Raw genomic sequence first — 18,501 nt, 5'->3', positions numbered from 1 at the left:
CGCCGCCTGCCCGACGTTGCGGACGATCTCGTGGGTGGCCGCGCCCTGCTGCTCGACCGCCGCCGCGATGGAGGTCGCGACGCCGTCGATGTCGCGGATCCGCGCCGTGATCGTCCCGATCGCCGCCACGGCCTGACCGGTCGAGGCCTGGACCCGCCCGATCTGGCCGGCGATCTCCTCGGTCGCCCGGGCGGTCTGCTCGGCCAGCGCCTTCACCTCGGTGGCCACGACGGCGAAACCGCGACCGGCCGCACCGGCACGCGCGGCCTCGATCGTGGCGTTGAGCGCCAGCAGGTTGGTCTGGCCCGCGATGGTCGAGATCAGCCCGACCACGTCGCCGATCCGCGTCACCGCCTCGCTCAGCTCCTGGACCAGCGCGCCGGTCTGATCGGCCTCGGCGACGGCCGCGCGCGCGAGGCTGGCCGAGCCGTCGACCTGCCGGCCGATCTCCTGGACCGAGGTGCCGAGCTCCTCGGCCGCCGCCGCCACGGTGCCGACATTGCTGGCCGCCTGCTCGGCCGCGGCCGCGACGGTGCTCGACTGCTCGGCGGTCTGCGCGGCGGTCTCGGTCATGCTCCGGGCCGTCGCCTGCAGGCCGGTCGCCGCGGCCGAGACCTGCGCGACGATCCCGCCGACGGTGTCGGCGAACCGATCGGCGATCTGCCGCATGACGAGGCTGCGCTGGCGCTCCGCGTCCTGCCGGGCCGCCTCGGCCTCGGCCTCGAGCTGCCGACTGCGGATCAGGTTGTCCTTGAACACCTGCACGGCCGCCGCCATGGCGCCGATCTCGTTGCGCCGCCTCAGGCCCGGGACGGCCACGGCGGCGTTTCCGGCCGCGAGGGCCTCCATGGCCGCAGTGATCACCCGGATCGGCCGCAGCACGCCGCGGAACAGGGCGAGCAGACCGAGCGCGACGAGCAGCAGGGTTGCGACCAGGGCCGCTCCGTCGCGCCACAGGGTGCTGCGCGCCGCGTTGGCCAGGGTCTCGGCCCGCGCGACCATCTCGTCGAGGCAGACGAAGGCGAGGTCGACGAGGGTGACCTGCTCGGGCGTGTCGAGCTTGCGCGCCTGCGCGAGCGTCAGCCCCGGCGGCGCGCCGCGAGCCAGTGCCTGCGCCACGGCGCGCCGGCGGGCGAGGGGGCTACCCGCGAAATTGTTCTCCCCGGCCCGCCGGAACGCGGCCCCGACCGTCTCCGAGGCCTCGGCCGCCGCCTCGGTCGCCGCGCTCCACGCCGCGTCGAGCCGTCCCCGCTCCTCGGCGGCCGCGACGGTCTCGTCCAGCGACCACGATGCCCCGGCCGCCAGCGACGTCTGCACGCGCAGCGCGACGGCGCCGTTGGCCATGCGGGTCGCCCACGCCGCCCGCTTCAGGGCGAGGTCGCGCCGGAGGATCGCGTCGGACAGCGGGATCGCGCCGTCCACGGCGTCGCTGGTCGCGATCAGGGCATCGAGCATGGCCTGGAAGGCGGCCCTCGCCTCCGCCATCACCGCGCCGTCGCGCTGCGCGCCCGACACATTCAGAACCGCGTCGACCCGCGGCCGGAGGCGCTCGACGCGTCCGCTCGCCTCGTGCAGCCGGCCGAGGGTCGCCGTCACGGCGGGAAGTTCCAGGCCGTCGAGGAGCGGCCGCGCCGCGGCGAGCCCCGCGACCGCCCGCTCCCGGTCGGCGTAGAGCGACGCGCGGGTCTCGGCCTCGACCGGCTCGGCGGCGGCCAGGAACTGCAGTGTCGCGCCCCGCTCGAACCGGGTTACGTTCAGCGTCTGGAGGAGGGCGCGGCTCGCCCGCACCAGCGCGATGACCCGGTCGGCCTCGGCGGCCTGCTGCCGCGCCTCCCGCACGGTGCCCGTCGCGAAGCCGAGCAGAATCGTGGCCATGACGACGAGGACGAGGCTCATCGTCGTCCGGATGGACAGGTCCCGTACGCGCATCGTGCCTGGTCTCCGGTCGCCCGATCGGCCGGGCGAACCGGATCATAGCAATTTTTTCCCGGCACGATCCGGGCAACGCGCGAGGATGCAGGCAGCGTCCGACCTCGAATTGACTTTTCGCACCCGGATATGTCGCGGACCGGCCCGAAAAAGACCGCTCATCTCTACCGAAACACTCTGCCTGGTCTCGATAGACAGCGGAGACGGCGCGAGAGAGACTTCTATCTTCCCTGTGCGCAACGGCCTTCGGCCCCGGAACGAGTCACGCCGTTTGGCGAGTCCGGCTCGGATACTGGCGGCGAACCCGCAGGGCGGCGTCAGCCGGCCAGCAGGGCCGCGAGATGGGCCACGAGCCGGTGCGCGACCTCGTCTTTTCCCAGGCGCGGCCAGGTCTCTACCGCGCCGTCCCGCCCGATCAGGTGCACCGTGTTGTCGACGCCGCCCATGACGCCGCCCTCCGCCGACACGTCGTTGGCCACGATCAGGTCGCAGCCCTTCCGGGCGATCTTCGTCCGGGCGTGCTCGACCACCGCGTCGGTCTCGGCGGCGAACCCGACCACGAGGGGCGGGCGCCCGGACGGCCGGCGCGCCACCGTGGCGAGGATGTCGGGATTCTCGACCAGCGGCATCGGCGCCGGCCCGGTGCCGTCCTTCTTGATCTTCTTGCTGCCGGCCTCCTGCTCCGGGCGCCAGTCGGCGACCGCGGCGGCGAAGACCGCGATGTCGGCCGGCAGCGCCGCCTCGACGGCGGCCAGCATCTGCCGGGCGGTCTCGACCCGCACGACGGCGACGCCCGGCGGGTCGGGGATCGCCACCGGCCCGGAGACCAGGGTCACGGCGGCACCGGCCGCGGCGGCGGCCGCGGCGATGGCGTGACCCTGGCGGCCGGAGGAGCGGTTGGCGATGTAGCGGACCGGGTCGATCGGCTCGTGGGTGGGCCCCGACGTCACGAGCACCCGGCGGCCGGCCAGGGGCCTGTCCCCGGCCGGGGCGCCGAGCATTTGTTCCAGCGCGTCGGCGATCTCGTTGGGCTCGGCCATGCGGCCCGGCCCGGATTCGGGTTCGGCCATCCGGCCGGCGTTCGGGCCGACGATCCGGACGCCGTCCCCCTCCAGGACCGCGCGGTTCCGGCGGGTGGCGGGGTGCGCCCACATCTGGACGTTCATGGCCGGCGCGATCAGGATCGGCAGAGTCGTGGCCAGCAGGATCGTGGTCGCGAGGTCGGCCGCGTGGCCGCCGGCCATCCGGGCCATCAGGTTGGCGGTCGCGGGCGCCACCACCACGGCATCCGCCTGACGGGCGAGCTTGATGTGGCCGATCTCGGCCTCGGAGGCCCGGTCGAACAGGTCGGTATGCGCCCGCTCACCCGCGAGCGCGGCCGCCGCCAGCGGCGTCACGAATTTCTGGGCCCCCGCGGTCAGCACCGGGCAGACGCTGGCGCCCCGCTCGCGCAGCCGCCGAATCAGGTCGAGGGCCTTGTAGGCCGCGATGCCGCCGCCGATGACGAGGAGGACGCGGCGTTGGGCGAGGGTCTCGGTCATGCCGCCGACCCTCTGCGCGCCGGCGCGCGCGCGTCAAGCGGCCTCAGGCCGCGGCCGGGACGGCCGGTGCCTTCAGCCCGCCGAACCGGCGCTCGCGGCGGCCGAACTCGGCCACGGCCTCGGCGAGGTCGTCGGGGCCGAAATCGGGCCACATCCGCTCGGTGAACAGCAGCTCGGCGTAGGCGGCTTCCCACAGCATGAAGTCGGAGAGGCGCCGCTCGCCGCCTGTGCGGATCAGCAGATCGACATCCACCGGGGAGCCGTGCATCGGGCCGGCGACCAGCTTGCCGAAGCTCTCGCGCGTCGGCTCCTCGCCGGCGAGGCCTTGGGCCGCCGCGATGATCGCGTCGCGGGCCGAGTAGTCGACGCAGATCCGCAGGTGCAGCCGGGTTCCCCCCGCCGTGGCAGCCTCCGCGGCCGCGATCGCCTGGGGAATGCCGTCCGGCAGACGGTCGCGCCGGCCGACGACGCTGAGGCGGGTACCGGTGCGGGCGAGGCGCTGCGTCTCGTTGCGCAGGTACGAGCGCAGGAGCCGCATCAGACCGCCCACCTCCTCGGCCGGCCGCTGCCAGTTGTCCGCCGAGAAGGCGTAGAGCGTGAGCGTGCCGATGCCGTGATCCGGGCAGGCCTCGGCGGTGCGGCGGATCGCCTCGACGCCCCGGTGGTGGCCGGCCAGCCGCGGCAAGCCGCGCTGCGTCGCCCAGCGCCCGTTGCCGTCCATGATGATCGCGGCGTGCAGGGCTCCCGGCACCGCTTCGCTTTGCATCGTAAAGTCTCCCGGCATGGGCGTGGCGCAGAGGTCTATCGAAACGGGGTTAACATTCCCGGCGGGACGGGCGGTCTCACGCCGTTTTCGTGGCCGGATCGAGGCCGCGGACACCGGATTCGGGGCCGCGCTCGGCCGCATCCGCGGCGTCGCGCACCACCTGCTCCAGCACACCGAGATAGCCGATGAAGCGCTGACGCCCGACCGGGGTTAGGCGGCAGATTGTCTGCGACCGGCTCTGCGCGAAGCGTTTCTCGAGACTCACCAGGTCCGCCTCGCTCAGCACGGCGAGGTGGCGGCTCAGGTTGCCGTCGGTGAGCCCGCACAGGCGCTTGAGGTCCGGAAAGGGCAGCCCCTTCGGATGCGCCACCAGCGACGTCAGGACGCTGAGGCGCGCCCGCTCGTGGATGATCCTGTCGAGCCCCTCGTAGGAGAAGCGCCCGTCGGAACGGTCAGCGGTCGTCATCGAAGGCCCGGGCCCCGTGATGGATGATCCCGGCCAGCCACGCTTGGCCGAACAGGAAGGGCAGGCCCATCGTCCAGGGTGACAGGGCCCGCGTCTCGGCCGAGATCGCCAGCACGGCGAGCCCGGCGAGCAGGTACCAGGCCCCGACGCCCTGGACCGCCCGGGGCAGGATCCGCGCCGAGGCGAACAGGCCGAGGCCGACCAGCACCTGCCAGAGACCCGGCAGCATCCAGACCTCGTCGGGGGCGAAGCGGGCGATGACCAGGGCGAGGCAGGCCCCCGCGCCCGCGGCCGGCAGGAACACCTCGATGGCGTTCCACACCATCGCGTCGGCGAGGCCGGAATGCAGGCGCCGGCTGCGCCGGACCGCCTCGACGCCGATCATCGCGAAGGCCGCCAGCGCCGCCGCGATCCAGAGACCGAAGAACAGGCCCGGCCGCGCCGCGGGATCCCCGAGCCACAGGGCCTGTCCCGCCGCGCAGGCGAGCGCGAGGCCGCCGGTGCCGGCCACCGTCGCCGCGCCCAATCCGCGGAACGCCGTATCGCGGGCGATCTGCGACCGGATGGCCACGATGTCGGCCAGCGCCTTGTCCAGGTCCTGCATGTGCCTCAAGCCCCCGGCCGCAGCATGCCGTCCACCCCGCTTTGCATCGCAAAGTATCGCCGGGGTCGGCCCACGGCAAGCCGATTTCCCGTGTACGGAGGCGGATCTTCTCAGCATCCGGGACCGCGGTCGAGTTCGCTCCCGGGTGAATTCTACCTAACGGTTGTATTCGCCACACCGTCTTTAGTGGAAAGGCGCGGCGCTCCGCGGCCGGTCCGCAGCCGGTCCCCGCTGCCGCCGGCGGCAGACGAAAGCCGTCAAACCGCACCCGCGCAGGGTTTCTCGGAGCGCGGTCCGGGCCCATATTGTTCTCATGCCCGCACCGAAGAAACCGCGCGCCGCCTCCGTGACGGCCACGTCCGCCAAGGCGTCGAAGCCCGAGCTAAAGCCCCTGGACACCTATCTGGCGGAGCTGCTGAACCCAGCGCTCAACCGGAACCGTCCGGCCGCCGTCGAGCCGCCGCCCGAGGCGCCCGCGCGGCCCGGCCGCAAGACAGGCGGCAAGCCGGGCGGCGGGAAGGGTGGTCCGAAGGACGGGACGTCGGCGGCCGCGACCCGGAGGGCCGAGATCGCCCGCGACGGCTTCGCGGAGGCGCCCCAGGCCGGCTACGCCCTCGGCGACGCGGCCGACGTCGACCCGCGCCTGGCCCAGGCGCTCGGCCTGACGCCGCCCGAGGACGGCCCCGCGCCGGAGGGTGCCGACCTGCCGGATCCCGGCGGCGACGGCGGCGCCTCGGCGACGGTGACGGCGCTGGAGCGGCTGCTCACCGAGGGCAATCCGCTCTTCAAGGACGGCAAGACTTGGACGCCCCACCGGCCTGAGCGGCCGCAGAAATCCGAGGGCGGCGTCCGGTTCACGCTCAAATCCGACTTCACGCCGGCCGGCGACCAGCCCCGCGCCATCGCCGAACTGGTCGGCGGCGTGCAGGCGCTGGAGCGCGACCAGGTTCTGCTCGGCGTCACCGGCTCGGGCAAGACCTTCACGATGGCGAAGATCATCGAGGAGACGCAGCGCCCGGCGCTGATCCTCGCCCCCAACAAGACGCTCGCCGCGCAGCTCTACGGGGAGTTCAAGGCGTTCTTCCCCGACAACGCGGTCGAGTACTTTGTCTCCTACTACGACTACTACCAGCCCGAGGCCTACGTCCCGCGCTCCGACACGTTCATCGAGAAGGAATCCTCGATCAACGAGCAGATCGACCGGATGCGCCACGCCGCCACCCGCGCCCTGCTGGAGCGCGACGACGTCATCATCGTCGCCTCGGTCTCGTGCATCTACGGTATCGGCTCGGTCGAGACCTACACGGCGATGTCGTTCACGGTCTCGCTCGGCGAGCGGATCGAGCAGCGCCAGCTGATCGCCGACCTCGTGGCCCTGCAGTACAAGCGCATCCAGTCCGACTTCGCCCGCGGCACCTTCCGGGTGCGCGGCGATTCGATCGAGCTGTGGCCGGCCCACTTGGAGGATCGCGGCTGGCGGATCGGGCTGTTCGGCGACGAGGTCGAGAGCATCGTCGAGTTCGACCCGCTCACCGGCAAGACCATCTCCGAGCTGAAGTTCGTGAAGGTCTACGCGAACTCGCACTACGTCACGCCGCGCCCGACGCTGCAGCAGGCGATCAAGGGCATCAAGCACGAGCTGAAGGGCCGGATCGAGGAGCTGACCAAGATGGGCCGGCTCATCGAAGCGCAGCGCATCGACCAGCGCTGCACCTTCGACATCGAGATGATCGAGGCCACCGGCGCCTGCAACGGGATCGAGAACTATTCGCGGTACCTCACCGGCCGGAAGCCCGGCGAGCCGCCGCCGACCCTGTTCGAGTACCTGCCCGACAACGCCCTGGTCTTCACCGACGAGAGCCACGTCACCGTGCCGCAGATCGGCGGCATGTACCGGGGCGACTTCCGCCGGAAGGCGACGCTCGCCGAGTACGGCTTCCGGCTGCCCTCCTGCCTGGACAACCGGCCGCTGCGCTTCGAGGAGTGGGACGCGATGCGGCCCCAGACGGTCCACGTCTCGGCCACGCCCGGCAAATGGGAGATGGAGCAGACCGGCGGCGTCTTCGCCGAGCAGGTCATCCGCCCGACCGGCCTCGTCGATCCGGTGATCGAGGTGCGCCCGGCCCGCAGCCAGGTCGACGACCTGCTGGGCGAGGTCCGCGAAGTGGCGCAGGCCGGCTACCGGACGCTCGTGACCACGCTGACCAAGCGCATGGCCGAGGACCTCACCGAGTACCTGCACGAGAACAGCGTGCGGGTGCGCTACATGCACTCCGATATCGACACGCTGGAGCGGATCGAGATCATCCGCGACCTGCGGCTCGGCGCCTTCGACGTGCTGATCGGCATCAACCTGCTGCGCGAGGGCCTCGACATCCCGGAATGCGCCCTGGTGGCGATCCTCGACGCCGACAAGGAGGGCTTCCTGCGCTCGGAGACCTCTCTGATCCAGACGATCGGCCGCGCCGCCCGCAACGCCGACGCGCGCTGCATCCTGTACGCGGACTCGATCACCGGCTCGATGGAGCGGGCGATGGCCGAGACCGAGCGCCGACGCGCCAAGCAGCTCGCCTACAACGAAGAGCACGGGATCACGCCGCAGAGCGTGAAGCGCGGGATCGCCGACATCCTGAGCAGCGTGTTCGAGCGCGACCACGTCCAGGTCGATACCGGGCTCGCCAAGGACGCGATCACGGTGGGCCACAACCTCAAGGCCGTGATGGCGGACCTCGAGAAGCGCATGCGCGCGGCGGCTGCGGACCTCGATTTCGAGGAGGCGGCGCGGCTGCGCGACGAGCTGAAGCGGCTGCAGGCGACCGAGCTGCTGGTCTCGGACGACCCGATGGCGCGGCAGAGCGACGTGGAGCGCGAGGCGGGGAAGTTCGGCCGGAAGGCGCCGCGCGGGGGCGGGGGCAGCCGCATCGCCAAGCCCGACCTCGACCATATGGGCCCGGGCACGGACCGGGAGCTGCCGGTGGGCGGCGCGGCGCCGGTCTGGCAGGAGCGGCCGAAGCCGCGCTCGACGCAGGGGCTCGGCGGGCAGAAGCCCAAGTACAAGGGCGGCGGCGGGCGACGGCGGGGCTGACCCGGCCGCCCGCGTCTCAGGCGGCCTCGCTGCCCCGGCCAAGGCCGTGCCCGCGCCCGGCTTCGCCGGCATCGACGATGGCTTCCGCGATGCGGACGACCAGGACGTTGCAGGCCTCGTCGAAGGCCTGGGAATCCGCGCGGACCGCCGCCTCGACGACGGCTCCCGCCCGCTCGCGCACGATCTCGCGGGCGGTGCGCAGTGCGTCGGCGTACGGCTCAAACGGTCGGGGCATCGTCGCGCTCCGGAGACGCCGGGCCTCGCCCGGATTGGCGGCTGGAACGAGCCGCGCGACGAAACTGTTCCCGCCGCCGCTGGACGTCGATGCCGCAGCGGCCCAGATCAGCCGCGATGAGAGACGAGCACGCGATGGCCTCAGAGACGAACACGCCCCCGACCCTCGACGACGCGACCCTGGCTTTCGCGGCCCGGGTCTTCCAGTACGCGCGGATGGGCCACGCGGAGGAACTCGCCGACCTGTTCGGGCAGGGGCTGCCGGCGAACCTGCGCAACGACAAGGGTGACAGCCTGCTGATGCTGGCCGCCTACAATGGCCAGCCGGACGCCGTCCGGGTGATCCTGGAGGCCGGCGGCGACCCGGAACTCGCCAACGACCGCGGCCAGACGCCGCTCGCCGGCGCGGCCTTCAAGAACGACCTCGCCATCGCGCAGCTCCTGCTCCGGCACGGGGCCGCGGTGGACGGGACCGGCGAGGGCACCCGCACGGCCCTGATGACCGCGGCCATGTTCGACCGCACCGACATGGTCGACCTGCTCCTCCAGCACGGCGCCGACCCGGATCGCCGCGACGCCTCCGGCCAGAGCGCCGCCGACATGGCCCGGGCGATGGGCGCCCAGGCGACGCCGGCGCAGCTCGACGCGGCGGTCCGTCGGGAGGCCTAAGGCCACGCTTCGGGAACACACCTGCTCGGGCGCCACGGTCGCCGCACACGGGAGCACAGCTTTGACGCGATGGATCGGGGCCGCCCTGCTGGCCTGCCTTGCAGGACCTGCTTCCCTTGGCCCGGCCTCCGCCGCCGAGACGCCCTGGCCGGCCTTCGGGCACGATCCGAGCAACCGCAATTTCTCCGACCTGACCCAGATCAACCGCGACACGGTCGGGCGTCTGCGCCCCGCCTGGATCTTCCAGACCGGGGTGACCGGCTACTTCCAGGCCCAGCCGGTGATGGTGGACGGCACCCTCTACGTCTCTACGACGCAGAACAACGTCGCCGCCCTCGACGCACGGACCGGCAAGCCCCTCTGGACCTACACCCACAGGCCGCGCACCGAGAAGATCTTCGGGCCGCCCTCGAACCGCGGGGTCGCGGTGTCGGGGGGCCTGGTCTACGAGGCGACCATGGACGGGCAGCTGATCGCCCTGGACGCCAAGACCGGCAAGGTCGTCTGGGAGAAGGAGGCGGTGCGCCCGGAGGAGGGCGAGACCGAGACCGCCTCGGGCCTCGCCGCGACCCTCGGCGGCAAGCCCGTCCAGGGCTCGAGCCGCCTCGGCTTCAAGATGCCGCCGCTCGTCGCCGACGGGCTCGTCATCGTCGGCGTCACCGGCGCCGGCTACGGGCTCCACATCGAGGACGAGGCGGGCGGCCTCGACGGCGGCGCGGTGGTCGGCATCGAGGGCGGCTACGGGCGGCGCGGCTGGCTCGCGGCCTACGACGCGAAGACCGGCGACGAGCGCTGGCGCTGGTACGTCACGCCCGCGGAGGGCTGGGAGGGGGGCTTCGTGGAGAGGACCGCCGACGGCACGGCGCTCCACCGCGACATCGCCGCCGAGAAGGCGGCGGCCCCCGCCAACCGCGACGCGTGGCGGGTGGGCGGCGGCTCCCTCTGGATGACGCCCGCCTACGACCCCGATCTCGGCCTGATCTTCCTCGGGACCGGCAACCCGGCGCCGCAGAATTTCGGCCTGTCGCGTCCGGGCGACAACCTCTACACGATGTGCCTCGTCGCCCTCGACGTGAAAACCGGCACGCTGCGCTGGTACTATCAGCAGGTGCCGCACGACGAGTGGGGCTACGACGTCGCCGCGCCGCCCTTCCTGCTGGACATGCCGGGCGGCGCCAGGGCGGTGGCCTCGGCGAGCAAGACCGGCTGGATCTACGTCCACGACCGCGCCACGGGGAAACTGCTAGCCCGCTCGGCCCCGCTCCTCGCGCAGAAGAACCTGTTCGCGCCGCCGACCCCGCAGGGCACGGTGGTGGCGCCCGGCCCCCTCGGTGCCGTCTCGTGGCCGCCGACCGCCTATGACGGGACGCGCGCCTACGTGCAGGTCCGCCACGGCGCGACGACCTACACGGTGAAGACCGTGCCGGCCGCCGCGGGGCGACCGGAGATCCGCTACACGGAGACCGGCGAGGCCAGGGGCGAGCCGTCCTTCAGCACGCTCACCGCCGTCGACCTCGCGGAGGGCGGCCGCATCGTGTGGTCGGTCCGCGGCGCGAGCCGCCTGTCCGGGGGCACGCTGGCGACCGCCGGCGGGCTCGTCTTCTCGGGCGAGGAGGACGGGCATCTCGACGCCCACGACGCGCGGGACGGCCGGATCCTCTGGCGCTTCCAGTGCGGGGCCGGCATCAGCGGGCCGGCGATGACCTACGCGCTCGACGGCAAGCAGTACGTCGCGGTGGCGGCGGGCGGCGCCTCCTTCACCCGGGCGTCCGGCTTCGGTACCGGCGACGCGCTGCTGGTCTTCGCACTGCCCGACTGACCGCGGCCGGGCGACGGTTCGCGGAAGTCCGCCGGCGACGTCCTCGCGGGCTGGCGGCCGGCGCGTTCGGAGGTCACGGCGCGCCGGGCTCTCGACGCCGCGGCGCGCGGCGTGACGGGAGCGGCCGCGCGGGCCGATCCGCGTGACGGGCCTCGACGCGGCTCCGCGGCTAGTGCGCTACGAAGAGGGACAGTGCGCACAGGATGCTCACACCCAGGGCGAACGTCACGTCGGTCCAAGCGAAACGAGTCCTGCCCGGCATGCAGAATCTCCGCGAGAATTCTGGCCAACGAATTCCCGGACAAGTTGTTGCCGTCCGCTAACGGACGGAAGCCGTCAGCGCGGGGCGACGGGGCGTTCGCGCGGGGGCGCCGGCCGGGACAGGCGCGCCCACGACGCGCGGACTCCCGGGACGGCGCGCGGACTTCCGGGGGCCTGGACCGCCTCAGCCCGCCGCGACGGCGTAGCGGGTGCGCAGGCGCAGGCCGAACACCGCCATCATGAACATGCAGCAGGTGGCGTTGTTGCCGTTGTAGAGCACCGTCTCGAAGGAGGCCGAGACGAGCCCGAGGAACCACAGCCTCAGGAACAGCAGGGTCTCCGCGTCGAGGCGCGTGCCGCCGGCCACGCGCTGCAGGTCGCGCACCGGGGCGAGCACGAAGGCCACGACCGTCAGGGCGAGGAACGGCAGGCCGCCGATCAGCGCCGTGTCGAGATAGGCGTTGTGGGCGTGGTCGACGGTATTGACCCAGGTCAGCGCCTCGGAGCCGGCATACATGGTCCGCTCGGTCATCCAGAAAGCGCCGATCCCCCAGCCGCGCCAGGGTCGGATCATGATGTTGTCGATAGCGAACTGCCAGATCTCGCTGCGGCCCGTGAAGGTCGCGTCGGTGAGCAGCGAGCCCACCGCCTCCTGGATCGGCGGCGCGAGCACCGAGCCGATCGAGATCAGCGAGAACCCGATCACCGGGCCGAGGAGCAGCAGGCGGCGCAGGAACCCGCCGGTCAGGACTTGGCACAGGCCGGTCACGGCGAGGATGACCGGCAGGAGCAGGATCGCGGTCTTGGAGCCGCTCGCAACCAGGAACCCGGTCGCCAGCAGGACGATCGCCCAGCCGAGGACGCGGCTCGCCACGGTGGCGACGTAGAGGCCCACGATCACCAGGATGACCATGGCGGCGCCGGCCTCGTTCTTCTGCGGGAAGATCCCGCGCCAGAGACCCGGATGGCTCGGATCGGAATTGACATCGAAGGCCGAGTGGATCGCGAGGTTCGGCACGAGACCGACCGCGAGGTAGGAGGCGAGCACGATCACCAGGGCGGACCCGGCCATGGTCAGGGCCAGCTGCCGGGGGGAGCGGGCGACGATCAGCACGCCCGCCGAGAGCATCGCGGCGATGGCGAACAGCGCGAGCCGCCGCAGCGACAGGCTCGGCTCGATGGAGAGCAGCGCCGTCGCCCCGAGCCAGAGGGCGCAGAGCACGAGCGGGCGCGTCACCAGAGGACGGAGGTGGCGCACGCCGATCCGGTGGATCGCCGCCGCCATGGCGGCGCCGGCGGAGAGGAACAGGATCTGCGTCAGCAGGCTGCCGTCCTCGGAGGCCGCCAGCATCGACCGGTCGGACAGGTCCTTCAGCCAGACGTGGTTCCAGAGCAGGACGAAGACGGCCCCGTTCAGGAGCACGCGCAGCACGTCCGGCACGTCGCGGCCCGCGACGCCGCGCTGCCGCCCGTCGGCCGGGATCCCGATCGCCGCGTCCGCAGAAGCCATGCCGTCCCACCGCGAGGCCGCGCCGCGCGGCCAGGATCATTCTAGCGGGCCGCGGGTGCCGGGCGACGGGAAATCGGACGGTTGCGGCCGACGATCGCGCGATAACCTTGACGCGGGCCCGGGGCGATCACCGCCGCATCGTGTACTGCGAGCGCCCGGCGGATTGCCGCATCAGGAAGGACGCCATCTCGGCGAGTTCCGGCGCCTTCGAGCGGAAGGTGACGGACAGCGCCAGCAGCGTGTCCTTGTGGTCGAGGCCCGGGTAGAGCCGCTCCTGGACCGGAACGTGCTCCGCCCGCAGCTTGGCGGCGAGGCTGACCGTGTGCCGCGGCTTCACCACGGTGTCGGCGTCGCCGGTTGCCAGGAAGGCGGGGGGCGAGAGCGGGCCCGCGAAGGCGACGGGCTGCGTGGCTTCCGGGTCGGGGGCCTTGCCGAACACCTTGACGGTGGTGTCCTGGTCGAACGGCAGGAAGTCGTAGGGGCCGGACAGGCCGGCGACGGCCTTGATCACCTTGGGATCAACCCCGGCGGCGATCACGTAGCGCGGGTCGAGGCCGAGCATCACGGCGTTGTAGGCGCCCGCCGAGTGGCCGGCGAGCACGATGCGGCGCGGGTCGCCGCCGTATCCGGCGATGTTGTCGCGCACCCACGCGATGGCCTCGGCGCCGTCCTCGAGGAAACCGGGGAACGGCGCCTCCGGGTAGAGCCGGTAATCGGGCAGCACCGTGACGAAGCCCTGCGCCGCGAGGGCGTGCCCGACGAAGGCGTAGTCGTCCTTGGCGCCGCTCTGCCAGGAGCCGCCGTAGAAGAACACCAGGACCGGCGCGTTCTCGGCGCCCGCGGTGGGTACGTAGACGTCGAGCCGCCGCCGCGGGCCCTCGCCGAAGGGCTGGTCCTTCGCGGCGAGCCGCCCTCCCGGATCGCGCGGGCCGATCGCGTCGAACAGCGCGAGCGGCGAGGCAGCGGTGAAGCCGAACGCGGCGAGCCCGAGGCAGAGGAGGCTAGCGAGCGCGGTGAGGAGACGTGTCATATCCCATCCGGTTGTCCCGACCGGGCCATACCGCACCGCCCTCGGGGCGGATTGATGACGGTCTCGGGGCGGGGCACGAAAAATCAGGTCCGCAGCACGATGCAGGCGCCGCCGACCTTGCGGATGCGGCCGCACAGGTCGTCGGCCGCCTGTCGGCTCTGCGCCGGGATGCGGATCCGGTAGAAGGCGCGGGTCCCGCGGTTGCGCAGGCGCGTGCCGATGATCATCGGCCGCACCTCGCCGATCACCCCCGCGTAGGCGCTCCGCGCGCGGTTGAAGCTCTGCAGCGCCAGCGCCTTGGAGAAATTGCCGGCGAGCTGGATGCCCCACGGGGCGGCCGGCCCCTCGTTGAGGCCGAGGGCGAAGCGGTCGCCGCGCGACGGGACGCGCAGGCTCGCGGTGACCTGCAGGCAGGTCTGCGGCGCATCCGGCTTCACCTCCACCTTGGCGTCCTTCTGGTCCTTCGCGTCCTTGCCCTCGGGCTTGCTCTCGGGCTTGGCGGGCGCGCCGCCTTCCGGAAACTCGATCCCCTTGGCCGGGCCGGTCCGCCAGTCGTCCACCGGCCGGCCCGTGATGGCGGCCACGTAGGCCCGGGTCTCGGCGGGCAGGCCACCGTCGCCGGCGAGCCACTTGCTGACCCGCGCGGCGCCGCCGTTATAGGCCGCGGCGGCGAGACCCAGATTGCCGAACTGGGTCCTCAGGTCGGCGAGCAGATGGGCCGCGTGCGGGATCGCCTGCTCGGGGTCGAACGGGTCGAGGAGGCCGCGCTCGCGGGCCGTCCCGGGCATGAACTGCGCGACGCCCTGCGCCCCGGCCGGGCTGACGACGCCCACGCGGAAGCTGCTCTCGCGCCAGATCAGGCGTGTCAGGAACGGCACCGGCAGGCCGCGGGCCTTGGCGGAGTCGTCGATGAGGCGGCACAGCGCCTGCTCGACCGTCTCGGTCGCTCCCTCGGACGGGGCGGCCGCGGCCGGATGCGCGCAGGCGAGGGCGAGGAGCAGCGCGCCGAGGCGCAGGGGCGGGGCGGTCACGCCGCGCATGTAGCGACGCGCCGGGGCGGATCAATCCGCGCGGCCAACCTTCCTGGGGGAACATCCGGCCCGCGTGCCCGAGCGTTGCACCTTTGCCCACTGGCGCGACCGGGCCGCACCGTCGTAGCGTCCCGGGTTCAGAGAGCCGCCTCCGAGGCGGCCCCTTGGAGGAACCGCCGATGTCCGATCTGGCAACCCTGCGCGGCCTGTCCGGCCTGAGCCCCGCGCCGGCCCCGCTCAAGGGCTCGGCGCTCGTGATGATCGACCTGCAGCAGACCTACCGGGAGGGCGTGATGCGGCTCGACGGCGTCGAGCCCGCGCTCCGGGAGGCGGCCGCGCTCCTGCGACGGGCGCGCGATGCGGGGATCCCGGTGATCCACGTCCGCCACGATGCCGGGCCGGGCACGCCCTACGACGTGACCGCCCCGATCGGCCAGATCAGCCCGGAAGTGGCGCCGCAGGGCGACGAGCCGGTCATCACCAAGGCCTATCCGAGCTCCTTCGTGGGCACGGACCTCCAGGCGCGGCTCGAGCAGGCCGGCGTGAAGGACGTCGTCCTGGCGGGCTTCATGACGCACATGTGCGTCAACTCCACGGCCCGGAGCGCCTTCAACCTCGGGTTTCGCCCCACCGTCGTGGCCGCCGCCACGGCGACGCGGGACCTGCCCGGACCGGACGGCGGCGTGGTGCCGGCGGCCCAGCTCCAGGCGGCGAGCCTCGCGGCCCTCGGCGACCTGTTCGCGGTGGTCGCGCGCGGGCAGGGCGACATCCCGGACTGAGCCGCGGCGAGGGCGGCGAAAGGGTCCCGGGACCGGTCGACGCCGCGTTCAGGCCTGGAGCCGCCCGATCTCGGCGATCACCGCCCCGAGGTCCGGCCGCCCGTCGACATCCGGCCCCGTGCACGCCTGCGCCAGGGCGCGCAGGGTTTCCGGCGGCGCCGCGCAGCGGTCGAGCAGCTCGCCGATCAGGATGCCGACGGCGCGGACCTCGACCCGCGCCCAAGCCGCGCCGAGCGGCCCGTCCGGCAGGGCCGAGGCCGCCCCGAAATCGCTGAGCACGGCCGCGCCGGTTCCGGCGTCCCAGAGCGTGTTGTGGGCGTAGACGTCGCCGTGCAGCAGGCCCCGCCCATGCAGGTGCGCCACCGCCTCGGCCACGGCGCGGGCGATCCGCAGGGCCGCGTCGCCGTCGAGGCGCAGGTCCGGGTCGTAGACGTCGCGGCTGCAGCTCGCGAGGCTCGGCGGCCCGGCGAGCGGGCGCCAGTGCGCCGGCAGGAGCCGGAGCAGCAGTCCCGTCGCGCCGTCGGGATGGCCGTCGAGCCGGCCGAGCGCGCCCGTGAGGGCCGGGTGCATCCCGGCGGCGAGGCAGGCCTCTATCTCCCGCTCGGGCAGGCCGTCGCTGGTCATCGCGCCCTTGAACAGCTTCAGGGCCACGTCCTCCCCGCCGGCCGGCCCCCGCCAGCGGGCCCGGTGGACCCGCCCCGAGGCGCCCTCGCCGAGCAGCTCGCCGAGGGCGAGGTCCGCCCACGGCACCGCGGGCGCCGCCACCGGCGCCGTCGGCGGCTCGGCGGGGTTGCCGGCGTAGGCGATCCAGGCGAGGCGGGGCAGGCGCGCGAGCCACGGCGGGAGCGCCGCGAGACGGTTGCAGGCGAGTCGGATCAGCTCGAGTTCGTCCGCCCCCGACAGGCTGTCGGGCAGCGCGGTGAGCCGGTTGCCCGCCAGCATCAGCTTCCGCAGGCGCGGCCGCTCGCCGAGGGCGGCGGGCAGCTCGGCGATCGCGTTGTCGGTCAGCGTCAGCCAGCGCAGCTCGCGCGGCAGCGACTCCGCCGGAACCTCGCGGATGCCGCAGCCGCGGAAGCCCAGCTGGCTCAGCGCCGGGCAGGCGCCGAGCACCGGCGGCAGGCGCGGGAACGGGTTGCCGGAGCAGAACAGGACGCGCAGGCGGTGGAGGCGGCCGAAATCGTCCGGCAGGTCGACGAGGCTGCCCCGGCCGAGATCCAGTACCTCCAGCGTGTCGGCGAGGGCGAAGACCTCGCGCGGCACCGCCGTCAGCCCGTCGGGCAGCCGCAGCTCCCGCGCGCCGCCGAGTTCGCCGCGCCGCAGGGCGGCGAGGGTTTCGCTCCGGTCCAAGCCTCAGTCCCGCTTGAAGAAGGCGTCGGCCGCGCCCTGCGCCGCCTGCTTGGCGGCCCGCGCCGCCTCGAGCCGGGCGATCTCGGCGCGCAGGAGCGCGACGCGCTCGTCGAGATCCCCGAGCGAGAGCGTGTCGAGGGGCTGCCCGATCTCGTGGGCCACGGCCTTGCGCGGCCGGTCGTCGTCGTCCCGCACGTCTTGTCCTCCCTACAGGAACGGTGTTCCGGCCCCGTCCCAGGCGAGGCCGAGATGGGCCGCCACGGTGGCGCCGATATCCGCGAAGGTCTCGCGCCGCCCGATCGGTCGGGCGGCCACGCCGGGGCCGAAGGCCAAGACCGGGACCTGTTCGCGGGTGTGATCGGTCCCGGTCCAGGTCGGGTCGTTGCCGTGGTCGGCCGTGATGACCGCGAGGTCGCCCGGTGCCAGCGCCGCCAGGATCTCGGGGATCCGGGCGTCGAACGCCTCCAGCTCCGCGGCGTAGCCCGGCACGTCGCGGCGGTGGCCGTGCTCCGTGTCGAAATCGACGAGGTTGACGAAGATCAGGCCTCCCTCCGGCAGCGTCGCCAGCGCGTCGAGCCCCGCCGTCAGGCAGGCCGCGTTCGGGCCCGGCTTGATCTCGCGGCCTGTGGCGCGGTGGGCGAAGATGTCGCCGATCTTGCCGACGCTCACGACCGCGCGACCGGCCGCCTCGGCGCGGTCGAGCAGCGTGCGCCCGGGCGGGGCGACGGCGAGATCCTTGCGGTTGCCGGTCCGGCGAAAGCCCGCCTCCGGCGAGCCCACGAAGGGCCGGGCGATCACCCGGCAGACGCGGTAGGGGTCGCACAGGCGGCGCGCCACGCGACACAGGTCGTAGAGCCGCTCCAGCCCGAACGCCTCCTCGTGGGCGGCGATCTGGAACACGCTGTCGGCCGAGGTGTAGCAGATCGGCCGGCCGGTCCGGAGGTGCTCGGCGCCCAGCGCGTCGATGATCGCGACGCCCGGCGCGTGGCAATCGCCGAGGATGCCCGGGAGGTCGCCCTCGGCGACGAGCGCGCGGGTCAGCTCCGGCGGGAAGGCCGGCCGCGTATCGGGAAAATGCCCCCAGGGCTCGGTCAGGGGCAGGCCGGCGATCTCCCAGTGACCGGAGGGCGTGTCCTTGCCGGCGGCCGTCTCCACCGCGTGGCCGTAGACGCCGCGCGGCAGGCCGACCGGGGTGAGGTTCGGCGGGATGCGGCCCGAGGCCCCGGCGGCCGCCAGGCCGAGCCCGAGTTCGGCGAGGTGGGGCAGGCGCAGGGGACCCGCGCGCAGCCCCGCCCGGTCGCCGCGGCCCTCCGCGCAGCGCTCGGCGATGTGCCCCAGCGTGTCGGACCCGGCATCGCCGTAGCGGTCCGCGTCCGGGGCCCCGCCGACGCCCACTGAATCGAGGACGATGATGAGGGCGCGCGCCACGG

At 73.4% G+C, this 18,501-nt stretch carries 16 protein-coding genes; 4 read left to right on the top strand and 12 right to left on the bottom strand.

From position 1 onward, the window contains the following. From ACTJK8_RS14015 to ACTJK8_RS13995, 5 genes are all read right to left on the bottom strand, one after another. The coding region (locus ACTJK8_RS14015) for a methyl-accepting chemotaxis protein (RefSeq protein ID WP_440762080.1) at window positions 1–1,929 on the bottom strand (1,929 nt) is incomplete at its 3' end. A 317-nt stretch (window positions 1,930–2,246) separates the two neighbouring features. Then, entirely contained in the window at window positions 2,247–3,470 is a 1,224-nt protein-coding gene (coaBC, locus tag ACTJK8_RS14010; RefSeq protein WP_440762079.1) for a bifunctional phosphopantothenoylcysteine decarboxylase/phosphopantothenate--cysteine ligase CoaBC, read from the bottom strand. Between the two features lie 43 nt (window positions 3,471–3,513). Continuing rightward, a complete protein-coding gene (locus ACTJK8_RS14005) occupies window positions 3,514–4,236 on the bottom strand; it encodes a di-trans,poly-cis-decaprenylcistransferase (RefSeq protein ID WP_012317806.1) in 723 nt (240 codons plus the stop codon). 76 nt (window positions 4,237–4,312) lie between these two features. After that, window positions 4,313–4,702 (bottom strand): transcriptional regulator, encoded by a 390-nt coding sequence (locus tag ACTJK8_RS14000; RefSeq protein WP_012317807.1) that lies wholly within the window; start codon window positions 4,700–4,702, stop codon window positions 4,313–4,315. Next, entirely contained in the window at window positions 4,689–5,306 is a 618-nt protein-coding gene (locus tag ACTJK8_RS13995; protein ID WP_012317808.1) for a hypothetical protein, read from the bottom strand. The genes ACTJK8_RS14000 and ACTJK8_RS13995 overlap by 14 nt, the downstream gene beginning before the upstream one ends. A 313-nt stretch (window positions 5,307–5,619) precedes the next feature. On the opposite strand from ACTJK8_RS13995, the gene uvrB reads away from it, so the two are divergent. Next, the gene (gene uvrB, locus ACTJK8_RS13990) at window positions 5,620–8,391 is read left to right on the top strand and encodes an excinuclease ABC subunit UvrB (protein WP_029360072.1); all 2,772 of its coding nucleotides are present in this window, start codon (window positions 5,620–5,622) and stop codon (window positions 8,389–8,391) included. Between the two features lie 16 nt (window positions 8,392–8,407). On the opposite strand, the gene ACTJK8_RS13985 is transcribed toward uvrB, so the two are convergent. Next, entirely contained in the window at window positions 8,408–8,626 is a 219-nt protein-coding gene (locus ACTJK8_RS13985; protein ID WP_012317810.1) for a hypothetical protein, read from the bottom strand. A 134-nt stretch (window positions 8,627–8,760) separates the two neighbouring features. On the opposite strand from ACTJK8_RS13985, the gene ACTJK8_RS13980 reads away from it, so the two are divergent. Then, window positions 8,761–9,294, top strand: a complete 534-nt coding sequence (locus ACTJK8_RS13980) for an ankyrin repeat domain-containing protein (protein ID WP_127991464.1) — start codon at window positions 8,761–8,763, stop codon at window positions 9,292–9,294. Between the two features lie 61 nt (window positions 9,295–9,355). Next, on the top strand, window positions 9,356–11,113 hold the full coding sequence (locus ACTJK8_RS13975) for a pyrroloquinoline quinone-dependent dehydrogenase (protein ID WP_182178690.1): 1,758 nt from the start codon (window positions 9,356–9,358) through the stop codon (window positions 11,111–11,113). Between the two features lie 445 nt (window positions 11,114–11,558). Here ACTJK8_RS13975 and ACTJK8_RS13970 read toward each other — a convergent pair whose 3' ends face one another. The 3 genes from ACTJK8_RS13970 to ACTJK8_RS13960 all read right to left on the bottom strand — a co-directional run bounded on the left by ACTJK8_RS13970 (window position 11,559) and on the right by ACTJK8_RS13960 (window position 14,954). Further along, the gene (locus ACTJK8_RS13970) at window positions 11,559–12,884 is read right to left on the bottom strand and encodes an O-antigen ligase family protein (protein WP_182178688.1); all 1,326 of its coding nucleotides are present in this window, start codon (window positions 12,882–12,884) and stop codon (window positions 11,559–11,561) included. A 127-nt stretch (window positions 12,885–13,011) separates the two neighbouring features. Beyond that, a complete protein-coding gene (locus ACTJK8_RS13965; RefSeq protein ID WP_012317814.1) occupies window positions 13,012–13,914 on the bottom strand; it encodes an alpha/beta hydrolase in 903 nt (300 codons plus the stop codon). 83 nt (window positions 13,915–13,997) lie between these two features. Next, window positions 13,998–14,954, bottom strand: coding sequence for a lytic transglycosylase domain-containing protein (locus ACTJK8_RS13960; RefSeq protein ID WP_053620738.1), 957 nt, complete (start codon window positions 14,952–14,954; stop codon window positions 13,998–14,000). 170 nt (window positions 14,955–15,124) lie between these two features. Between ACTJK8_RS13960 and ACTJK8_RS13955 the strand changes: the two genes are divergently transcribed. Next, window positions 15,125–15,724: a cysteine hydrolase family protein gene (locus tag ACTJK8_RS13955; protein ID WP_012317816.1), complete on the top strand. Its 600-nt coding sequence runs from the start codon at window positions 15,125–15,127 to the stop codon at window positions 15,722–15,724. A 48-nt stretch (window positions 15,725–15,772) separates the two neighbouring features. Here the strand turns inward: ACTJK8_RS13955 and ACTJK8_RS13950 are convergent, their stop codons facing one another. From ACTJK8_RS13950 to ACTJK8_RS13940, 3 genes are read right to left on the bottom strand one after another with little or no spacing between them, the layout of a single operon-like run. Next, on the bottom strand, window positions 15,773–17,071 hold the full coding sequence (locus tag ACTJK8_RS13950; protein ID WP_182178686.1) for a leucine-rich repeat-containing protein kinase family protein: 1,299 nt from the start codon (window positions 17,069–17,071) through the stop codon (window positions 15,773–15,775). A 3-nt stretch (window positions 17,072–17,074) separates the two neighbouring features. Next, on the bottom strand, window positions 17,075–17,266 hold the full coding sequence (locus ACTJK8_RS13945; RefSeq protein ID WP_440762078.1) for a DUF1192 family protein: 192 nt from the start codon (window positions 17,264–17,266) through the stop codon (window positions 17,075–17,077). A 12-nt stretch (window positions 17,267–17,278) separates the two neighbouring features. Continuing rightward, on the bottom strand, window positions 17,279–18,499 hold the full coding sequence (locus tag ACTJK8_RS13940; protein ID WP_440762077.1) for a phosphopentomutase: 1,221 nt from the start codon (window positions 18,497–18,499) through the stop codon (window positions 17,279–17,281). Window positions 18,500–18,501 lie beyond the last annotated feature (2 nt).

The organism is Methylobacterium sp. 22177, assembly GCF_052045615.1.
In the GTDB taxonomy this organism is placed as follows: domain Bacteria; phylum Pseudomonadota; class Alphaproteobacteria; order Rhizobiales; family Beijerinckiaceae; genus Methylobacterium; species Methylobacterium radiotolerans.
This window is presented reverse-complemented; position numbering and strand designations above follow the sequence as displayed.